The 19,868-nt window shown below is 60.2% G+C and carries 17 protein-coding genes and 2 tRNA genes; 15 read left to right on the forward strand and 4 right to left on the reverse strand.

Translation table 11 applies throughout. From position 1 onward, the window contains the following. Entirely contained in the window at positions 1-1,023 is a 1,023-nt protein-coding gene (motB, locus tag M5B97_RS18325) for a flagellar motor protein MotB (protein WP_123716123.1), read from the forward strand. Between the two features lie 49 nt (positions 1,024-1,072). Here the strand turns inward: motB and rsgA are convergent, their stop codons facing one another. Further along, positions 1,073-2,104, reverse strand: coding sequence for a small ribosomal subunit biogenesis GTPase RsgA (gene rsgA / locus M5B97_RS18330; RefSeq protein WP_248732251.1), 1,032 nt, complete (start codon positions 2,102-2,104; stop codon positions 1,073-1,075). A gap of 108 nt (positions 2,105-2,212) precedes the next feature. Between rsgA and orn the strand changes: the two genes are divergently transcribed. Together orn and M5B97_RS18340 are read left to right on the forward strand one after the other, a co-directional pair. Continuing rightward, the gene (gene orn, locus M5B97_RS18335; RefSeq protein ID WP_123716121.1) at positions 2,213-2,755 is read left to right on the forward strand and encodes an oligoribonuclease; all 543 of its coding nucleotides are present in this window, start codon (positions 2,213-2,215) and stop codon (positions 2,753-2,755) included. 105 nt (positions 2,756-2,860) lie between these two features. Next, the gene (locus M5B97_RS18340; RefSeq protein WP_185021886.1) at positions 2,861-3,478 is read left to right on the forward strand and encodes a trimeric intracellular cation channel family protein; all 618 of its coding nucleotides are present in this window, start codon (positions 2,861-2,863) and stop codon (positions 3,476-3,478) included. On the opposite strand, the gene queG is transcribed toward M5B97_RS18340, so the two are convergent. After that, positions 3,475-4,539 carry a tRNA epoxyqueuosine(34) reductase QueG gene (gene queG, locus M5B97_RS18345; RefSeq protein WP_134661006.1) on the reverse strand — a complete coding sequence of 355 codons (1,065 nt, stop codon included), beginning with the start codon at positions 4,537-4,539 and terminating at the stop codon, positions 3,475-3,477. The two genes, M5B97_RS18340 and queG, sit on opposite strands and share 4 nt — an antisense overlap. Before the next feature lie 63 nt (positions 4,540-4,602). Here queG and M5B97_RS18350 point away from each other — a divergent pair, with 63 nt between their 5' ends. From M5B97_RS18350 to M5B97_RS18405, 12 genes are all read left to right on the forward strand, one after another. After that, positions 4,603-5,463, forward strand: a complete 861-nt coding sequence (locus M5B97_RS18350) for an NAD(P)H-hydrate dehydratase (RefSeq protein ID WP_248732252.1) — start codon at positions 4,603-4,605, stop codon at positions 5,461-5,463. Further along, positions 5,451-5,921, forward strand: a complete 471-nt coding sequence (gene tsaE / locus M5B97_RS18355) for a tRNA (adenosine(37)-N6)-threonylcarbamoyltransferase complex ATPase subunit type 1 TsaE (RefSeq protein ID WP_248732253.1) — start codon at positions 5,451-5,453, stop codon at positions 5,919-5,921. The genes M5B97_RS18350 and tsaE overlap by 13 nt, the downstream gene beginning before the upstream one ends. A gap of 15 nt (positions 5,922-5,936) precedes the next feature. Continuing rightward, the gene (locus M5B97_RS18360) at positions 5,937-7,358 is read left to right on the forward strand and encodes an N-acetylmuramoyl-L-alanine amidase (protein ID WP_248732254.1); all 1,422 of its coding nucleotides are present in this window, start codon (positions 5,937-5,939) and stop codon (positions 7,356-7,358) included. Positions 7,359-7,372: 14 nt separating this feature from the next. Further along, entirely contained in the window at positions 7,373-9,283 is a 1,911-nt protein-coding gene (mutL, locus tag M5B97_RS18365) for a DNA mismatch repair endonuclease MutL (RefSeq protein WP_167659650.1), read from the forward strand. Then, positions 9,283-10,254 (forward strand): tRNA (adenosine(37)-N6)-dimethylallyltransferase MiaA, encoded by a 972-nt coding sequence (gene miaA / locus M5B97_RS18370; protein ID WP_123716116.1) that lies wholly within the window; start codon positions 9,283-9,285, stop codon positions 10,252-10,254. Before mutL ends, miaA begins: the two co-directional genes overlap by 1 nt. A gap of 94 nt (positions 10,255-10,348) precedes the next feature. Then, the gene (gene hfq, locus M5B97_RS18375; RefSeq protein WP_123716115.1) at positions 10,349-10,606 is read left to right on the forward strand and encodes an RNA chaperone Hfq; all 258 of its coding nucleotides are present in this window, start codon (positions 10,349-10,351) and stop codon (positions 10,604-10,606) included. A gap of 12 nt (positions 10,607-10,618) precedes the next feature. Then, positions 10,619-11,920 (forward strand): ribosome rescue GTPase HflX, encoded by a 1,302-nt coding sequence (gene hflX, locus M5B97_RS18380; protein WP_010213610.1) that lies wholly within the window; start codon positions 10,619-10,621, stop codon positions 11,918-11,920. A gap of 96 nt (positions 11,921-12,016) precedes the next feature. Then, positions 12,017-13,192 (forward strand): FtsH protease activity modulator HflK, encoded by a 1,176-nt coding sequence (hflK, locus tag M5B97_RS18385; protein ID WP_248732255.1) that lies wholly within the window; start codon positions 12,017-12,019, stop codon positions 13,190-13,192. Continuing rightward, positions 13,192-14,058: a protease modulator HflC gene (gene hflC / locus M5B97_RS18390; protein ID WP_105695167.1), complete on the forward strand. Its 867-nt coding sequence runs from the start codon at positions 13,192-13,194 to the stop codon at positions 14,056-14,058. Before hflK ends, hflC begins: the two co-directional genes overlap by 1 nt. Before the next feature lie 290 nt (positions 14,059-14,348). Then, on the forward strand, positions 14,349-15,536 hold the full coding sequence (locus tag M5B97_RS18395; RefSeq protein WP_123716113.1) for an ATP phosphoribosyltransferase regulatory subunit: 1,188 nt from the start codon (positions 14,349-14,351) through the stop codon (positions 15,534-15,536). A 54-nt stretch (positions 15,537-15,590) separates the two neighbouring features. Then, positions 15,591-16,880 carry an adenylosuccinate synthase gene (locus tag M5B97_RS18400; protein ID WP_248732256.1) on the forward strand — a complete coding sequence of 430 codons (1,290 nt, stop codon included), beginning with the start codon at positions 15,591-15,593 and terminating at the stop codon, positions 16,878-16,880. Positions 16,881-17,018: 138 nt separating this feature from the next. Beyond that, positions 17,019-18,953: a methyl-accepting chemotaxis protein gene (locus M5B97_RS18405; protein ID WP_248732257.1), complete on the forward strand. Its 1,935-nt coding sequence runs from the start codon at positions 17,019-17,021 to the stop codon at positions 18,951-18,953. 383 nt (positions 18,954-19,336) lie between these two features. On the opposite strand, the gene M5B97_RS18410 is transcribed toward M5B97_RS18405, so the two are convergent. Then, positions 19,337-19,423 (reverse strand) — tRNA-Leu (locus tag M5B97_RS18410). 178 nt (positions 19,424-19,601) lie between these two features. Then, a tRNA-Leu gene (locus M5B97_RS18415) sits at positions 19,602-19,688 on the reverse strand. Positions 19,689-19,868: the final 180 nt, after the last annotated feature.

Consider the following 19,868-nt stretch of genomic DNA (forward strand, 5'->3'; position numbering starts at 1 on the left):
ATGGAAAACAACCAGCCGATAATCATCAAGCGCGTCAAGCGCTTCGCTGCGGGGCACCATGGCGGCGCCTGGAAAATCGCCTTCGCCGACTTTGCGACGGCGATGATGGCGTTCTTCCTCGTGCTGTGGCTGATGTCTACCGCCACGCCGGAACAGAAGATCGCCATTGCCGGTTACTTCAAAGACCCCATTGGCTTCTCGGAAAGCGGTACACCTTTCGTCATCGACCTTGGTGGCTCACCACAGTTGGCGCCTGAGCGCACCATCAATCCGGAGGTCAAGACCGAGGCGCCGCAGGAAAAAATCCCTGTCGAGCGCGACACTGTCGAGGCCATGGCTGAACAAGTCGAGCAGGAACGCCTGGAACTGCTGTTGAAGGAATTGCAGACCAAGGTTGAAGAAAACCCGCAACTGCTGAAGTTCAAGGATCAGATCTCCTTCGAAATCACGCCTGAGGGCCTGCGCATCCAGATCACCGACGCCGCTAACCGGCCCATGTTCGACTCCGGCAGCGCGCGCCTGAAACCGTACTTCGAAGATATTCTGCTGGCCATGGCCGACACCATCAAGGCGGTGCCGAACAAGATCAGCATCAGCGGTCACACCGACGCCAAGCCGTATGCGGGCCAAGGCGACTTCGGCAACTGGGAGCTCTCGGCGAACCGCGCCAACGCCGCCCGCCGTGCGTTGGTGGCAGGCAGCTACCCGGACCCGCAGGTGGCCCGCGTGGTGGGTTTTGCTTCCTCGCAATTGTTTGATCCTGCGGACCCGTTCAACCCGGTCAACCGCCGGATCGATATCGTGGTGCTGACCAAAAAGGCTCAGCGCGCGATCGAGGGTGATCACAGTGGGGCACCTGCGCAACCGCACCAAAGCGAAGGCGCGCCAGGAGAAGCGCCGGCTGATCCGAACGCCATTCCTCCAGGGCAGGAGCCGTTACCGGCCCATGAGCTGCGACAGAAGCTGAACTTGTTTGACGATGGCGGGGTGAAGGATCCTACGGCACCTGCCCCCAAGCCGTAATCCCCATGCAAAAAGGCCGCGATGATCGCGGCCTTTTCGTTGGTGCAGGTTAGTAACTACTCTCCGGCAGACTTGCAATGATCGAGCGATAGCTGTTCATCCGCTGCTGCTGCACGCGGCCATCTTCCAGCGCCTTGAGCAGCGCACAGCCCGGTTCACGATCGTGTTTGCAGTCTCGGAAGCGGCAGGTGCCGATCAGGTCGTTGAATTCGATGAAGCCCGCTTCCACATCGCTGCGGCTGACGTGGCCGAGGCCGAACTCACGGATGCCCGGGGAGTCGATCAGCTCGCCGCCACCAGGGAAGTGGAACAGCCGCGCGGTGGTGGTGGTGTGGGTGCCCTGGCCGGACAGCTCCGACAGTGGGCCCACGCGGGTCTCGACTTCCGGCAGCAGGCTATTGACCAGCGATGACTTGCCCACGCCCGACTGTCCGACGAACACGCTGATGCGCCCGTCCAACTGCCGTTGCAGCTGTTCCATGCCATCGCCGTGATGCGCCGAAACTTCCAGCACCGGGTAACCCAGGGTGCGGTAGACCGACAGTAACGCGTTGAGCGCCGGAGCGTTCTGTTCGTCGATCAGGTCGAATTTGTTCAACAGCAACAACGGGCGGATGCCGGCATGTTCGGCCGCCACCAGATAGCGGTCGATCAGGTTGGCATGGGGCTCGGGCAACGGCGCGAACACAATCACGATCATGTCGACGTTGGCGGCCACCGGCTTGAGCTGGCCACGGCTGTCGGGGCGGCGCAGTTCGGTGGTGCGCGGCAGTTGGGCGACGATTACGCCGATGCCCTGGTTGCCGGCACGCCATACTACTTTGTCGCCGGTGACCAGCGCAGGCAGGTTGGCGCGCAGATGGCAACGGGACACCGAACCTGCGAGTTCGCCTTCCAGCGCCTCGACTTCGACCTGTACGCCGAAGTGCGCGATCACCAGGCCCGTTTGTTCGGGGCCCAGGTCGCCGCCCTCAAGTGCTTCCACTGCGGAGGATTCACGTTTGGCGGCGCGAGCGGCGCGCTCACCCTGAATCTTTTCGATGCGCCAGTTTTGGCGGCGATTGAGCTGGCGTTTGGCCATTGGTGTTCCGTGTCGATAATGCAAAGGATAGGTGAAACGGTCGCGAGTCTAGCATGCCCCCGCCTGCTAAACTGCGCAGCCACGCCAAGGTGCCAAGAGAATCAAGCCATGCAAAACCCACAGAACCTGATTTGGATCGATCTGGAAATGACCGGTCTGAACCCCGACACCGACGTCATCATCGAGATGGCGACCATTGTCACCGACAGTAACCTTAATACCTTGGCCGAAGGTCCGGTGATTGCCATTCATCACAGCGATGCAGTATTGGCCACCATGGATGAGTGGAACACCCGCACCCACGGCAACTCCGGCCTGACCCAGCGCGTGCGTGACAGCCGCGTCAGCATGGCCGAAGCCGAGGCCCAGACCATCGCTTTCCTGGAAAAATGGGTACCCAAGGGCAAGTCGCCGATCTGCGGCAACAGCATCTGCCAGGACCGTCGCTTCCTTTATACGCACATGAAGGCGCTGGAAAGCTACTTCCACTACCGCAACCTGGATGTGTCCACTTTGAAAGAGCTGGCCGCGCGCTGGGCGCCGGAAGTCAAAGACAGCTTCCATAAAGGCAGCACGCACCTGGCGCTGGATGATATCCGCGAGTCGATTGCCGAGTTGCAGCATTACCGCAAGCATTTCATCAAGGCCTGAAGGTGCAGCTTGCTCGCGAAGGATGCGACTCGCTCTTTCGCCAAGCGCCCCCTTTTGGTGCCATCAGCAAATGATTAGACTGCCGGCCTCTTTGCAAGGATCGCCATCATGCTGCTGATGCTGTACCTCATCGCCATCACTGCCGAAGCCATGACCGGCGCGCTGTCCGCCGGCCGGCGTGGCATGGATTGGTTTGGCGTAGTGCTGATCGCCTGCGTCACCGCCTTGGGCGGTGGTTCGGTGCGCGATGTGTTGCTCGGGCATTACCCGCTGACATGGGTCAAGCACCCGGAATACCTGGTGCTGACGTCCGTTGCCGCACTGGTGACGATCTTTATCGCGCCGCTGATGCGCCACCTGCGTTCGCTGTTCCTGGCGCTGGACGCCGTGGGGCTGGTGGCGTTCACCTTGATCGGCTGCATGACCGCCCTGGAAATGGGCCACGGCATGCTGGTGGCGGTGGTCAGTGGCGTGATCACGGGGGTGTTCGGCGGCATCCTGCGGGATATCTTCTGCAACGATATTCCGCTGATCTTCCGCCGTGAGCTGTACGCCAGCGTGTCGTTCCTCGCTGCGTGGTTCTACATGCTGTGCCTGTATCTGGAATTACCGAGCGAGCAGGCGATTTTGCTGACGCTGTTCAGCGGCTTTCTATTGCGCCTGCTGGCGATCCGTTTCCACTGGGAAATGCCCAAGTTCGTCTACAACGACGATGTGCACTAGCGCCTGGCGTGCTGGTCGAGTGCCCACTCGACGTGTTCGCGCACCAACTCCGATGGATAGTCCCGGCGTGCCTTCAACGCTTCGAGCACCGGGATGCTCGACGGTGCATTGCCCAGGCCCACCGCCAGGTTGCGCAGCCAGCGCTCATAACCGGCGCGGCGTAGGGGCGAGCCTTCGGTGCTGCTGAGGAATTTATCCTCGTCCCACATGAACAGCTCGGCCAGTTCGGCGTTATCCAGGTTGTGGCGCGGCTTGAAATCACCCTCGGCGGTAGGACGGGCGAAACGATTCCACGGGCAAACGATCTGACAGTCATCGCAGCCGAACACGCGATTACCGATCAACGGGCGCAGGTCTTCAGGGATCGCCGTCTTGAGCTCAATGGTCAGGTAGGAAATGCAACGCCGTGCGTCCAGCACATAGGGGCCGACGAAGGCATTGGTAGGGCAGATGTCCAGGCACGCGGTGCAGCGGCCACAGTGTTCGGTGCTATGGGGTTCGTCCACCGGCAGCGGCAAGTCAACAAACAGTTCGCTCAGGAAGAAATAGCTGCCAGCCTTGCGATTGAGTACCAGCGTGTTTTTGCCGATCCAGCCCAGCCCGGCTTGTTCGGCAATGGCTTTTTCCAGTACCGGCGCGCTGTCCACGAAGGCGCGGAAGCCAAATGGGCCGATGTGTGCCTGAATGCGGTCGGCCAGTTGCTGCACGCGCTTGCGGATCAGCTTGTGGTAGTCGCGACCCAGGGCATAACGCGAGATATAGGCTTTTTCCGGCTGGGCCAGCAATTGCGCCATTTGGGTGTCGCCGGGCAGGTAGTCCATGCGCAGCGAGACCACGCGCAAAGTGCCCGGCACCAGTTCATCCGGGTGGGAGCGCTTGCTGCCATGGGCGCCCATGTACTCCATCTCGCCGTGATAACCCGCGTCGAGCCAGCGTTGCAGGTGCTGTTCATGCTCGGCCAGGTCCAGACCGCTGATGCCGACTTGTTGAAAGCCCAGTTCGCGGCCCCAGTCTTTGATCGATTGGGCGAGGGCGGGGAGATCGGAGGTAATAGCAGGCATGAGACACGGGAAACCACGGGTTAGATGCGTATAATTCTGCCAGACATCGGAGCTTGAAGACGCATGCCGCAGACAAAACACGAAATAACCGACGTTCAGCGCTTGTTGTTCGGCCATTTGCCGCAACTGGCTGCGCGTTCTCCGCAGGCCCATAAAGGCCAGTTCGGCCACCTGCTGGTCATCGGCGGTGACCATGGCTTCGGTGGTGCAGCGCTGCTGAGCGCCGAAAGTGCCTTGCGCAGTGGTGCAGGCATGGTGTCCCTGGCGACGCGGGCTGCGCATATACCGGCAGCTCTGGCACGCTTGCCGGAGGTCATGACTGTCGGTGTCAGTTCGGCTAACCAGTTAATGGGGCTGCTGGAAAAAATCTCGGTAATTGTCATTGGTCCTGGCCTGGGTGATGCGTCCTGGGGCAAAAGCCTGTTGTCGGCCGCCGCCAACGCCAAGCAGCCGCAAGTTTGGGACGCGGACGCGTTGAATCAACTGGCGAAGGGGGCTGTCAACTTGCCAGCCGGCTCGGTCATCACCCCGCACCCTGGTGAGGCGGCGCGCTTGATGGGGCTCACGACAGCCGAGGTTCAGGCCGATCGTCTTAAGGTGGCGCGCGATTTAAGCCGGAAATTCAATGCAGTCGCTATTCTCAAGGGTGCTGGCAGTTTGATTGCCAGCCCGGATGGCCGGGTTTCCCGTTGTGACCAGGGCCATCCGGCGATGGCCACGGCCGGGCTGGGGGATGTACTGGCCGGCTTGGTCGGTGCCTTGCTGGCTCAAGGCATGCCGGCCTACGAGGCGAGCTGCCTGGCCGTGTGGCTGCACGCCTCGGCGGGAGAGCGCCAAGGCACCTTTGGTCGCGGGCTGGCTGCCAGTGACCTGATACCTGCCATTCGTCAATTGCTGGAGGAGCAATCGCCGTGTCTGAAGTAACCCTTTTTCTGGCCGATGAAGACGCAATGGTTGCGTTCGGTCTTCGCATAGCCCAGGTGACGGCGGGCGCCGGGCTGATCTTTCTCGAGGGGGACCTGGGCGCGGGCAAAACCACGCTCTCGCGCGGCATTATCCGTGGGTTGGGCCACACGGGAGCGGTAAAAAGCCCGACGTTCACTCTGGTCGAGCCCTACGAAATTGGCCAAGTGCGGGCCTTCCATTTCGACCTTTATCGCCTGGTTGACCCTGAAGAGCTGGAGTACATGGGGATTCGGGATTATTTCGACGAAGACGTGTTGTGCCTGATCGAGTGGCCAGATAAAGGCACAGGCTTTTTGCCAAAGGCGGACCTGACCATTACCATTACGCCGCATGAATCAGGACGTCAGCTGAAGTTGTTGCCCCAGAGCGTTCGTGGCCAGTCCTGGTGCGGCGCTTTGGCATTGGAATTCAAATAATTGGTGGGGTTAGGTATGCGCTTTCGCGCGTTGGTTGCTGTCGTAGGGGTATTGCTTGCGGCAATGACTTTCAATGCTCTGGCTGCTTCGCAGGTGAAAAGTGTTCGCCTGTGGCGAGCACCGGATAACACGCGACTGGTGTTCGACCTGTCTGGCCCGGTCCAGCACAGCGTCTTTACCCTGACGGCGCCCGATCGCCTGGTGATCGACATCAACGGTGCGACCCTGGGCGCGCCGCTCAAAGTGTCCACCGCCAACACTCCGATTACCTCCATGCGCTCGGCACAGCGTACGCCGACCGATCTGCGTGTTGTTATCGACCTGAAAAAGGCCGTGACCCCGAAAAGCTTCTCTCTGGCACCGAATGCCCAGTACGGCAACCGGTTGGTGGTCGATCTGTTCGACAACGCCGCCGACGCCAACCCGTCGCCGGCGCCGACCCCGAGCGTTGCCACCGTACCCGCCGTGCCGGTCAATCCGTCGCAGCCACAGGTCAAGTTGCCTCCGCCACCGCCGGCTCCGCCGGGCAAACGCGACATTATCGTGGTGATCGATGCCGGCCACGGCGGCGAAGACCCGGGCGCGTCCGGCTCGCGCGGCCAGCATGAGAAAGACGTGGTCCTGTCCATCGCCCGGGAGCTGCAGCGCCAGGTCAGTGCGATGAAAGGCTATCGTGCCGAGCTGACCCGTACCGGCGACTACTTCATTCCTTTGCGCGGCCGTACCGAAATTGCGCGCAAGAAGGGCGCCGACCTGTTTGTCTCGATCCATGCCGACGCCGCACCTTCGTCCGCAGCTTTCGGTGCCTCGGTGTTCGCCTTGTCTGATCGCGGCGCCACTTCAGAGACCGCCCGTTGGTTGGCCGACAGTGAAAACCGTTCCGACTTGATAGGCGGGGCCGGTAACGTCTCATTGGATGACAAGGACAAAATGCTCGCCGGCGTGTTGCTCGACCTGTCGATGACCGCTTCGCTGACCTCCAGCCTGAACGTCGGCCAGAAGGTACTGAGCAATATCGGCCGCGTCACTTCGCTGCACAAACAGCGTGTGGAGCAGGCTGGGTTCATGGTGTTGAAGTCGCCGGATATCCCGTCGATCCTGGTGGAAACCGGGTTTATCTCCAACTCCAACGAAGCGTCCAAGCTGGCCAGTACCAGCCACCAGCAGGCGCTGGCCCGTTCGATCAGTGCAGGTATTCGCCAGTTCTTCCAGCAGAACCCGCCACCGGGGACTTACATTGCCTGGCTGCGTGACTCCGGGAAAATCGCCCAGGGCCCGCGTGATCATCGCGTGCAGCCCGGCGACACCCTGGCCATGCTGGCTGTGCGGTTCCAGGTTTCGCCCGCGACGTTGCGCAACGCGAACAACCTGAAAACCGATGAGTTGAAAGTCGGCCAGGTGTTGACCATCCCCGGCACTGAATTGGCGGCGCAGTAATGAGTGAATCACAGTTGAACAGCGGCTCACGCATCGAACTGCTCAGCCCGCGCCTGGCCAACCAGATTGCTGCGGGCGAGGTGGTTGAGCGTCCCGCGTCGGTGATCAAGGAACTGCTGGAAAACAGCATTGACTCCGGTGCCAAGCGCATCGACGTCGATGTGGAGCAGGGCGGCGTCAAGCTCCTGCGCGTGCGCGACGACGGCAGCGGTATCTCCTCCGATGACCTGCCGCTGGCCCTGGCCCGTCACGCCACCAGCAAAATCCGCGACCTGGAAGACCTTGAACGGGTGATGAGCCTGGGGTTTCGCGGCGAGGCCCTGGCCTCTATCAGCTCCGTGGCCCGCCTGACCCTGACTTCCCGCACCCGCGACGCCGACCAGGCCTGGCAGGTAGAAACCGAAGGCCGTGACATGGCGCCTCGGGTCCAGCCGGCTGCGCATCCCGTGGGTACGTCGGTGGAAGTGCGCGATCTGTTCTTCAACACGCCGGCGCGCCGCAAATTCCTCAAGGCCGAAAAAACCGAATTCGACCACCTGCAAGAAGTGATCAAGCGCCTGGCGCTGGCGCGCTTCGACGTGGCTTTTCATCTGCGCCATAACGGCAAGTCCATCCTCAGTCTGCACGAAGCCAATGACGACGCGGCCCGCGCACGTCGTGTAGCGGCCGTTTGCGGCTCGGGTTTTCTGGAGCAGGCACTGCCGATTGAAATCGAGCGCAATGGCTTGCGCCTGTGGGGTTGGGTCGGGTTGCCGACGTTTTCCCGCAGCCAGGCGGACCTGCAGTATTTCTTCGTGAATGGTCGTGCCGTGCGCGACAAGCTGGTAGCCCACGCGGTGCGCCAGGCGTATCGCGATGTCCTGTTCAATGGGCGGCACCCCACGTTTGTACTGTTTTTTGAGGTGGACCCGTCGGTGGTGGACGTCAACGTGCACCCGACCAAACACGAAGTGCGTTTCCGTGACGGGCGCATGGTGCATGACTTCCTCTATGGCACGTTGCACCGCGCCTTGGGCGATGTACGCCCGGATGACCAGCTGTCTGCGCCGATCGTGACGGCGGTGGTACGACCTAGCGGTCCGCAAGCTGGTGAGTTCGGCCCTCAGGGAGAAATGAGCCTGGCCGCCAACCTGCTGCAATCGACGCAGCCGCAACCTTCGTATACGGCTTCAAGCTCTGGTTCTGGCTCAGGTGCCGGCGCGGGTTATCAATATCAATACACTCCGCGTCCGCAGTCGGCGGTGCCGGTGGCGGAAGCCCAGGCGGCCTATCGCGAGTTCTTTGCGCCGTTGCCGGGGGCCGAGCCGGGTGCCGTTGCATTGCCGGAGGGCGGTGGTGATATTCCGCCGTTGGGTTACGCGCTGGCGCAACTCAAAGGCATCTACATCCTGGCGGAAAACGCCCATGGTCTGGTGCTGGTCGACATGCATGCCGCCCATGAGCGGATCATGTACGAACGCTTGAAGATCGCCATGGCCAGCGAAGGTCTCAGCGGCCAGCCGCTGTTGGTGCCCGAGTCCCTGGCGGTCAGCCAGCGTGAAGCCGATTGCGCCGAAGAACATCACAGCGTGTTTCAGAAACTCGGCTTCGAATTGCAGCGCCTCGGTCCGGAAACCCTGGCGATCCGCCAGATTCCTGCACTGCTCAAGCAGGCCGAAGCCAATCGCCTGGTGGCTGACGTGCTGGCGGACCTGATGGAGTACGGCACCAGCGACCGCATCCAGGCGCACATCAACGAATTGCTCGGCACTATGGCTTGTCACGGTGCCATCCGAGCCAATCGCCGCCTGGCCCTGCCGGAAATGAACGGACTGCTGCGCGACATGGAAAACACCGAGCGCAGCGGGCAATGCAACCATGGCCGGCCGACCTGGACCCAGATGGGCCTGGATGACCTGGACAAACTGTTCTTGCGCGGCCGTTGATGAGTGCCTTGCCCCCCGCAATCTTCCTGATGGGCCCCACGGCCGCCGGCAAGACCGACCTGGCCATCGAACTGACCAAGGTGTTGCCGTGCGAGTTGATCAGTGTCGACTCTGCCCTGGTTTACCGGGACATGGATATCGGTACGGCCAAGCCTTCAAAAGCGTTGTTGGCCCAGTACCCGCATCGGCTGATCGACATTATCGACCCGGCCGAGAGCTATTCGGCGGCGGATTTTCGTACCGACGCCCTGGCGGCCATGGCCGACATCACCGCGCGGGGCAATATTCCGCTGCTGGTGGGCGGCACGATGCTCTACTACAAGGCTTTGCAGGAAGGCTTGGCGGATATGCCGCCAGCTGACGCCCAGGTGCGCGCCGAGCTTGAGCAGGAGGCTGCGCGCCTTGGCTGGCAAGCCCTGCACGATCAGTTGGCGTCTGTCGATCCGGTCTCTGCCGCACGCATTCACCCTAATGACCCCCAGCGCCTCACCCGCGCCTTGGAAGTCTGGCGTGTGAGCGGTCAGACCATGACTGAACACAGGCTGAAACAAACTGCGCAAAGTGCTGATGCAGACGCATCTGGACACTCACAATTGCCCTATACTGTGGCGAATCTGGCCATTGCTCCGGCAAATCGCCAGGTGTTGCATGAACGAATTGCACAAAGATTCACAATTATGTTGGAACAGGGGTTTGTGGACGAGGTCGTAGCACTGCGTTCAAGAGGTGACCTGCATCCCGGGCTACCTTCGATACGTGCTGTAGGCTACCGCCAAGTCTGGGATCATCTGGATGGCAAGCTGACGTCGGCCGAAATGCAGGAGCGCGGCATCATTGCCACGCGCCAATTGGCCAAGCGGCAGTTCACCTGGCTGCGCAGCTGGAGCGATTTGCACTGGTTGGACAGCCTGGACAGCGACAATCTGTCACGCGCCTTGAAATACTTGGGAACGGTCTCCATATTGAGCTGAGTCCTTGCAATTGCCGTCTATCCTTGGGGGTGTGACGGCCATAAGCTATCTATTTTCCGCTTTTTTATTATTGATCCTTATAGGAGTGCGACACATGTCAAAAGGGCATTCGCTACAAGACCCTTACTTGAATACTTTACGTAAAGAGAAAGTGGGGGTTTCCATCTACCTGGTCAACGGGATCAAGCTGCAAGGCACGATCGAGTCGTTCGACCAGTTCGTGATCCTGCTGAAAAACACCGTCAGCCAGATGGTCTACAAGCACGCTATCTCGACAGTCGTTCCAGTTCGTCCAGTCCGTCTGCCTAGCGCAGGTGATGAACAGGGTGACGCTGAGCCAGGTAACGCCTGATAGGAGTCTCCTTTGTTCTTTGAGCGCCACGGTGGTGGTGAGCGAGTAATCCTCGTTCACTTGGATGGACAGGACCCTGAGGCGCGCGAAGATCCGCAGGAGTTTCAGGAGTTGGCAAATTCGGCCGGCGCCGAGACCGTTGCGTTTTTTAACGTGCCGCGTCATCGGCCAACCGCCAAATTCCTGATTGGCAGCGGCAAGGTCGAGGAACTTCGCGACCTCGTGCACGCCGAAGAAGCCGATCTGGTGATCTTCAATCACGTCCTCACACCCAGTCAGGAACGTAACCTCGAACGTGTCTTCGAGTGTCGCGTGATCGACCGTACCGGTCTGATTCTCGATATCTTCGCCCAGCGCGCCCGTACCCATGAAGGCAAGCTCCAGGTTGAACTGGCCCAGCTTGACCACATGAGCACCCGGCTGGTCCGCGGCTGGACTCACCTTGAGCGCCAGGGTGGCGGTATCGGTATGCGCGGCCCGGGTGAAACCCAGCTTGAAACCGACCGACGCCTGTTGCGGGTTCGCCTGCGCCAGATCAAGGGGCGCCTGGAGAAAGTGCGCAGCCAGCGCGAGCAGTCGCGCCGTGGCCGTTCCCGTGCGGATATCCCTACCGTTTCCCTGGTGGGCTACACCAACGCCGGTAAATCCACGCTGTTCAATAACGTGACGAAATCCGACGTGTACGCGGCCGACCAACTGTTCGCCACGCTCGACCCGACCTTGCGCCGTCTGGACCTGGATGACCTGGGGCCGATTGTCCTGGCTGATACTGTGGGTTTTATTCGTCACTTGCCCCACAAGCTGGTCGAAGCGTTTCGGTCTACGCTCGAAGAGTCGAGCAATTCGGATCTGCTGTTGCACGTGATCGATGCGGCCGAACCGGATCGCATGTTGCAGATTGAGCAGGTGATGTTGGTACTGGGCGAGATTGGTGCACAGGACTTGCCGATCCTCGAGGTCTATAACAAACTCGATTTGCTTGAAGGCGTAGAGCCACAAATTCAACGCGACGAGAACGGCAAGCCCCAGCGGGTATGGCTGTCAGCGCGTGATGGGAGTGGTTTGGAATTGCTCGAACAAGCCATTGCCGAGCTGCTGGGCAGTGATTTGTTTGTCGGTACCTTGCGCTTGCCTCAGCGTTTTGCTCGACTGCGTGCACAGTTTTTCGAGTTGGGCGCGGTACAGAAAGAAGAGCACGACGAAGAAGGTGTCAGCTTGCTGGCCGTTCGATTGCCGCGCTCGGAACTGAATCGGCTGGTCAGCCGTGAAGGCGTTGTACCGGCGGAGTTCATCGAACAACACACTTTGCAATAAAAGCCTGAGAAAGCGGTTGTGCCGCAGCAGCAGGCATTCTGTAGCATTGGTCGGCGCGCCGTGGGCGCGTCTTTGCTTTATCAGATGGAGAGCGCTATGGCTTGGAATGAGCCGGGTGGCAACTCGAATAATCAGGATCCTTGGGGTGGTAAGCGCCGCAATAATGGCGACCGCAAGGGGCCACCGGATCTCGACGAGGCCTTCCGAAAGCTGCAGGAAAGCCTGAATGGGTTGTTCGGTGGTGGGAAAAAAAGTGGTGGTGACGACGGCGGTCGCACAAGCAAGGGTGGCGGCTACGGCCTGCTCGGCCTGGGGCTTGTCGTGCTGGCAGCCGTGTGGCTGTACAGCGCGGTCTACGTAGTGGACGAGCAGGAGCAAGCCGTGGTGCTGCGCTTCGGCAAGTACTACGAGACCGTTGGGCCGGGCCTGAACATCTACTTCCCGCCAATCGACAAGAAGTACATGGAGAACGTCACGCGTGAGCGTGCCTACACCAAGCAGGGCCAAATGCTGACCGAAGACGAGAACATCGTCGAAGTGCCGCTGACCGTGCAGTACAAGATCAGCAACCTGCAGGATTTCGTGCTGAACGTCGATCAGCCGGAAATCAGCCTGCAGCACGCGACCGAAAGCGCCCTGCGCCATGTAGTGGGTTCCACTGCGATGGACCAGGTGCTGACCGAAGGTCGTGAGTTGATGGCCAGCGAAATCAAGGAGCGCCTGCAGCGGTTCCTCGACACCTATCGCACCGGTATCACCGTCACCCAGGTGAACGTACAGAGCGCAGCAGCACCGCGTGAAGTGCAGGAAGCCTTTGACGACGTGATCCGCGCCCGTGAAGACGAGCAGCGTTCGCGCAACCAGGCTGAAACCTATGCCAATGGCGTCGTGCCGGAAGCCCGTGGTCAGGCCCAGCGCATTCTCGAGGATGCCAACGGTTACCGTGACGAAGTGGTTTCTCGCGCCAAGGGTGAGGCGGATCGCTTTACCAAGCTGGTTGCCGAGTACCGCAAGGCTCCGGAAGTCACGCGTGAGCGTCTGTACCTGGACACCATGCAGGAAGTCTTCAGCAATACCAGCAAGGTTCTCGTGACCGGCAACAAAGGTGGGCAGAGCAATCTGCTGTACCTGCCGCTGGACAAGATGATCGAAAGTGGTCGTAGCGGCACCGGCGCGCCGTCTACCGGTTCGACATCGGCTGCCAACGAAGCGAGCGCCCGTTCGGCCGCTGACTTGCTGCAACAGCAAACACGTACCAGGGAGAGTCGTTGATGAGCAATAAATCGCTGACCGCCCTGATTGTGGGCGTCGTCGTGGTCATCGCTGCCTGGAACTGCTTCTACATCGTGTCTCAGACCGAGCGTGCGGTGTTGCTGCAATTCGGTCGTGTGGTACAGGCGGATGTCCAGCCGGGCCTGCATGTGAAGGTCCCCTACGTCAACCAGGTGCGCAAGTTCGACGGCCGCCTGATGACCCTGGATGCACCGACACAGCGCTTCCTGACCCTGGAAAAGAAAGCCGTGATGGTTGACGCCTACGCCAAGTGGCGCGTCAAGGATGCCGAGCGTTTCTACACTGCGACCTCCGGCCTCAAGCAGATTGCCGATGAGCGTTTGTCGCGCCGTCTGGAATCGGGCCTGCGTGACCAGTTTGGTAAGCGCACCCTGCACGAGGTGGTATCCGGTGAGCGTGATGCGCTGATGGCTGACATCACGCGTTCGCTGAATACGATGGCGGAAAAAGAGCTGGGCATTGAAGTGATCGATGTCCGGGTCAAGGCCATCGACCTGCCGAAGGAAGTGAACCGCAGCGTGTTCGAGCGCATGAGCACCGAGCGTGAGCGTGAAGCCCGTGAGCACCGCGCCAAGGGTAACGAGTTGGCCGAAGGTATCCGTGCGGATGCGGACCGTCAGCGCCGTGTACTGCTGGCGGAAGCCTATCGTGAGTCTGAAGAGGCGCGCGGTGATGGCGACGCTCAAGCGGCGGCGATCTACGCCAAGGCTTATGGTCAAGACCAGGAGTTCTACGCGTTCTACCGTAGCCTGCGTGCCTACCGTGAAAGCTTCGCGAACAAAACCGACGTCATGGTGCTGGACCCAAGCAGCGATTTCTTCCGCTACCTGGAAAAAGCCAAGTAAAAGCCTGTGACTTTAAGGCGCACTCCGTCGGGCGGCTAAAACGCCTGGCGGGGTGATCCTTTCACAAAACGGGTGTATGATGCGGCAGCCGGGAAATTCCCGGCTTTTTTGCGTCTGCGTGTTTGATTCGGCAGGCGTGACAGGTTTTTCGAGGAAAGTGCCCGACGAGGCCGCTGGCAGGCCGATCGTCACGTCGCTCTTGCGCGTGGTTTATGCAGGCGGCGGGTATTTTCTGCTTCACTCAAGGCTCGGCCGAGGGCTGGCCGCCCGGATCATAGGGGAATGGCGTAATGGCAACGGTAGACCGCTGGCTGCTGCCAGATGGCATCGAAGAAGTACTGCCACCGGAAGCTGCGCGCATTGAAGTAGCGCGTCGCCAGGTGTTGGATCTGTTCCAGAGCTGGGGTTACGAGTTTGTCGTTACCCCCCATATCGAGTACCTGGAATCCCTGCTGACCGGCGCGGGCCAGGATCTGGATTTGCGCACCTTCAAGGTCATCGATCCACAATCAGGCCGGCAGATGGGCTTCCGTGCGGACATCACGCCGCAAGTGGCGCGTATCGATGCGCACACCCTGCGTCGCGAAGGTCCGAGCCGTCTGTGTTACGCCGGCAGTGTGCTGCATGCGCAGCCTCGTGCCTTGTCGTCTTCCCGTAGCCCGATCCAGTTGGGTGCCGAGTTGTACGGCGATGCCAGCCCGAGCAGCGACGTCGAAGTAATCAGCTTGATGCTGGCGATGCTGCAACTGGCGGATGTGCCGGATGTGCACATGGACCTGGGTCATGTCGGTATCTACCGCGGCCTGGCCCGTGCGGCCGGTTTGTCCGGTGAAGTGGAACAACAGTTATTCGATGCCCTGCAACGCAAGGCCATCGATGAGGTCGTCGCCCTGACTGCTGGCGTGCCTGCCGATCTGGCCGACATGCTGCGTGCGCTGGTGAACCTGTGCGGTGGTCGTGAAGTGCTGGTGGCTGCGCGTGAGCGTCTGGCCAATGCGCCGGCGCCGGTACTCGCGGCACTGAATGACGTGCTGGCGATTGCCGAGCAGTTGTCGGCGCGTTTCCCGGAGCTGCCGCTGTACTTTGATTTGGGCGAGTTGCGCGGCTACCACTACCACACCGGTGTGGTGTTCGCTGTATTTGTACCGGGTGTTGGCCAGGCCATCGCCCAGGGTGGCCGTTACGATGATATTGGCGCCGACTTCGGTCGAGCGCGTCCGGCCACTGGCTTTTCCACCGATTTGAAAACCCTGGTGACCCTGGGGCGTGCTGAGGTCGAGCTGCCGTCTGGTGGCATCTGGATGCCTGACAGTACGGACGCAGCACTCTGGCAGCAGGTTTGCCAGTTGCGCAGCGAGGGTCAGCGTGTCGTCCAGGCATTGCCTGGGCAGCCATTGGCCGCCGCCCGTGAAGCGGACTGTGACCGGCAATTGATTCTGCAGAACGGGCTTTGGCAAGTATCGCCACTGGCTTCTTGAGTTTTCCTGCCGGCCATCGCCGGCACCAAGTTTGCGCGAATGAGGACAAGTGTTATGGGTAAGAATGTCGTAGTCCTGGGCACCCAATGGGGTGATGAGGGCAAAGGCAAGATCGTTGATCTGCTGACCGAACATGCTGCCGCCGTAGTGCGCTACCAAGGTGGCCACAACGCCGGCCACACGCTGGTCATCGACGGCGAAAAAACCGTCTTGCACCTGATCCCGTCTGGCGTGCTGCGCGAAGGCGTGCAGTGCCTGATTGGCAACGGCGTGGTAGTTGCACCTGACGCCTTGCTGCGTGAGATCACCAAGCTGGAAGAGAAAGGCGTACCGGTGCGCGAGCGCCTGCGTATCAGCCCTTCCTGCCCGCTGATCCTGTCCTTCCACGTTGCGCTGGACCAGGCTCGTGAAAAAGCCCGTGGCGAGCTGAAGATCGGTACCACCGGTCGTGGCATCGGCCCGGCTTACGAAGACAAAGTTGCGCGTCGCGGCCTGCGCGTGGGCGACCTGCTCAACATGCCGCGCTTTGAAGACAAGCTGCGTGAGTTGGTGGATTACCACAACTTCATGCTGGTGGGTTATTACAAAGAGCCGGCGATCGAGTTCGACAAAACCCTGGCTGAATGCAAGGAATACGCTGAGCTGCTCAAGCCGTTGATGCTGGACGTGACTGCTGAGCTGCACGACCTGCGCCGCGCCGGCAAAGACATCATGTTCGAAGGCGCCCAGGGTTCGTTGCTGGACATCGACCACGGTACCTATCCTTATGTGACCAGCTCCAACACCACCGCAGGTGGCGTTGCGACAGGTTCGGGCGTGGGTCCAATGTTCCTGGACTACATCCTGGGCATTACCAAGGCCTACACCACGCGTGTCGGTTCTGGCCCGTTCCCGACTGAGCTGTTCGACGAAGTCGGTGCGCACCTGGCCAAACAGGGTCACGAGTTCGGTGCGACCACCGGGCGTGCTCGTCGTTGCGGCTGGTTCGATGCCGTTATCCTGCGTCGCGCTATCGACGTGAACAGCATCTCGGGCATCTGCCTGACCAAGCTGGACGTACTCGATGGTCTGGAAACCATCAATATCTGCGTTGGCTACAAAGATGCGCAGGGCAAGGATGTTGCTCCGACTGACGCCGACAGCTACGTGGGCCTGCAGCCAGTGTACGAAGAAGTACCGGGCTGGACCGAATCGACCGTGGGTGCCAAAACCCTGGAAGAGCTGCCAGCCAACGCCCGTGCTTATATCAAGCGTGTGGAAGAGCTGATTGGCGCACCGATCGACATTATTTCGACGGGCCCGGACCGCAACGAGACAATCGTTCTGCGTCACCCGTTCGCTTAATAAGCTGTTGATGTAAAAAGCAAAGGGCTCCTTCGGGAGCCCTTTGTCGTTTTTGTCTGGCAAACGGCACGGGCCTTGCTTCGGTTCTTTCCTTCGCGGTGCTATCGGATTAATGGCACCCAGGTGGAGGGATTCCCGATGTCTGCCGTTCTTTCATTGTTACAAAGCCGTCTGTTGCGGCCGGTGTTCGTTACCCTTGGTATCGCTCTTTTGGTGCAGGTGTTGGTGGCTGTCGCTCTGACGCGGAGCACCGTCACTGCGCTTGAGGCTGATTTGGGCAATCGGCTGGGGGTCGACAGTCAGAAATTGTCGGGTGAGCTGGCGCAAGCCGGTAAAGAGGTCACGTCGAGCCTGGACAGCCTGTCTTCGAGTACGCGCCAGCGTCTCACTACCGGTTTATCTTCGCGCTTGCAGGAAGAGCAGAAGCAGCTGCGCGCGGCTTTGGAAAAAGACTTGAAGGACTCTGCCAATGACATGGCGCAACTGCTCGCTTCGGTGGCGCCTCGCGCCATGTGGGACAGTGACGTGCCGACCCTGTCGGAGTTCGCCCGACGTGCCCAGCGTAATCCCAATGTGCTGTTCGTGGTGTATGACGATGCGGCGGGGGAGCACTTGACGCGCTACCTGAATCGGGAAAACCCGATCAACCAGGCCCTGCTGGAAAAGGGTCAGGGTGACCGTGCCCTGGACAAGGTATTGAATGCTGCCAAGAACGATCCGTCGGTGTACTACGTCGAGGCGTCCATCAGCCCTAACGGTGTGGAAATCGGCAAGGTCATCATGGGGGTTTCGACTGCGTCAGTAGAGACTGACCTGGCTGCTCTGGATAAACGCTTTGCTTTGCTCATTGCCAGCAGTGATCAACTGGTGGGTGACAGCCTCAAGGGTGCAGCTGCCGACAGTGCGAGCGCAATGGGCGCACGCCTGCAGTCGGCGCAGGTCACCGCCACTCAGATGGCGGCCAATACCGCCAGTGCTGTACAGGAGGCTGCTGGCACTCTGCGCTGGCGCATCGGTATGGGGCTCGCCATTGTCGGTTTCGGCGTACTGCTGTTGGTCGCTATCGTGTTGGGGCGTCGTGTGGTCAACCGCCTGAAGCTGCTGATTGCCGCCATGGATGATCTGGCGGCGGGTGAGGGCGACCTGACCAAGCGTGTGCAGATCAACAGCCAGGACGAAATCGGCGCCATGGCCTCGGCGGTCAATCGCTTTGTGGATAAGTTGCAACCGATCGTACGCGAGGCGGGCGATGTGGCTCAGCGAACCGGCGTGGAGATCGGAGCCATGACCCTTCGCAATGCCGGTGCTGATGCGGCGGCTGGTTTGCAACGTGACGAAGTGGCCGAGAGCTTGCGCGCGCTTTCGCAGATGGCGGATGAGGCCCAGGCTGAAAGCCATGCAATGCAGGCGGCGTTGCAGCAGGTGGTGGATATCCGTCAGGCCACGGATGAGAACTCGCGGACTTCGGCGCAAGTCGGCAGCTTGATCGAAGCCTTGGCCGGGCAAGTGCAGGCCGGCTCCCAGGTGATCGAGCGGTTGGCGCAACAAAGCGAGCAGATCGAAGTGGTGCTGACGGTCATCCACGGGATCGCCGAGCAAACCAATTTGTTGGCCCTCAACGCTGCAATCGAGGCGGCGCGTGCCGGTGAGACCGGGCGCGGCTTTGCGGTCGTGGCGGATGAGGTGCGGGCCCTGGCCAGCAAAACCCAAAGCTCAACCGGTGACATCCAGGCCCATATCGTGGCGTTGCAGCAGGGCGCGCGTGAGGCGGTGGAAACCATCGGCAAAGCCGGGCGCCAGGCCAGCGAAGGGCTGTTGGTGTTGCGCGACAGCGTGCGTTTGCAGCAAACCGTGCAGGCGTCGGTTGAACAGGTGCATGCGGCGATCGGTTTGGCGACACGCGCAGCCGAGCATCAGGCCCAGGGTGCCCATGCGGTACGTGGTCGTGTCGAGGTGATCCATGCACAGGCGGAACGTGCCGCGCAGGCAGTGGTAGAGACCACCGCCAGCGGCAAGGTGCTGGACGGGTTGGCGGCGCAGTTGAAGGCGAGCCTGGGGCAGTTCCGGGCCTAGGGGTTTGTCAGCAGGGATGCTGGCAGTCCCGACGTGGCGTCAACAGGAGCGCGTAGTGCACTGTTGACGCGAATGTCAGTGCAAGCGTCACCCCCGGGCTAACGCCAGTCAGTTAAGAGTGAAGGCTGTATTTGTGGCGAGGGAGCTTGCTCCCGTTAAGCTGCGAATCGACCACGCTCTTTGTTTACAAAGCATGGGACTGCTGCGCAGTCCAACGGGAGCAAGCTCCCTCGCCACAGGTTACTTTTTGGCCTTTCTCTTTCTTAACTGACTGGCATTACACCCTTAGGCTTGTCTTCAAGAAGTGCGGGGGAGGGAGTTGCAGGGAAGGTTTTCGAACGTCAGAAACGAAAAAACCCGCTTTCGCGGGTTTGATCTGAATTTGGTGCCCAGGAGAAGACTCGAACTTCCACGACCGTAAGGTCACCAGCACCTGAAGCTGGCGTGTCTACCAATTTCACCACCTGGGCATTATCAACAACGCTTGCGCTGTTGATGGAGCGAACTATACGGAGGGCTTTTTGATCTGTAAACCCCTGATAACAAAAATATAAATCAATATTTTCGTTGAAAATCAAAGGCCTGAAACGCAAAAACCCGCTTTCGCGGGTTTTTGGGAGACTCGAGGTTGAACCTTGAGTTTGAAATTGGTGCCCAGGAGAAGACTCGAACTTCCACGACCTTGCGATCACCAGCACCTGAAGCTGGCGTGTCTACCAATTTCACCACCTGGGCAGCATCAACAACGTTGCCGTCGTCGATGGCGCGCACTATACGGAGCGATTTTTGAGCTGTAAACCCCTACTATGAAAAAAACTGGAAAATTTCGTCAATGGTGGTGCAAGGTCCCTGTCAGGGGGCTGCAAAAGACTTTTAAACACTTGTTGGCGCCTGAAATTTCCCGTTTCAATACGC

Origin of the sequence: Pseudomonas sp. MWU13-2517, from assembly GCF_023242545.1 — a bacterium.
In the GTDB taxonomy this organism is placed as follows: Bacteria; Pseudomonadota; Gammaproteobacteria; order Pseudomonadales; family Pseudomonadaceae; genus Aquipseudomonas.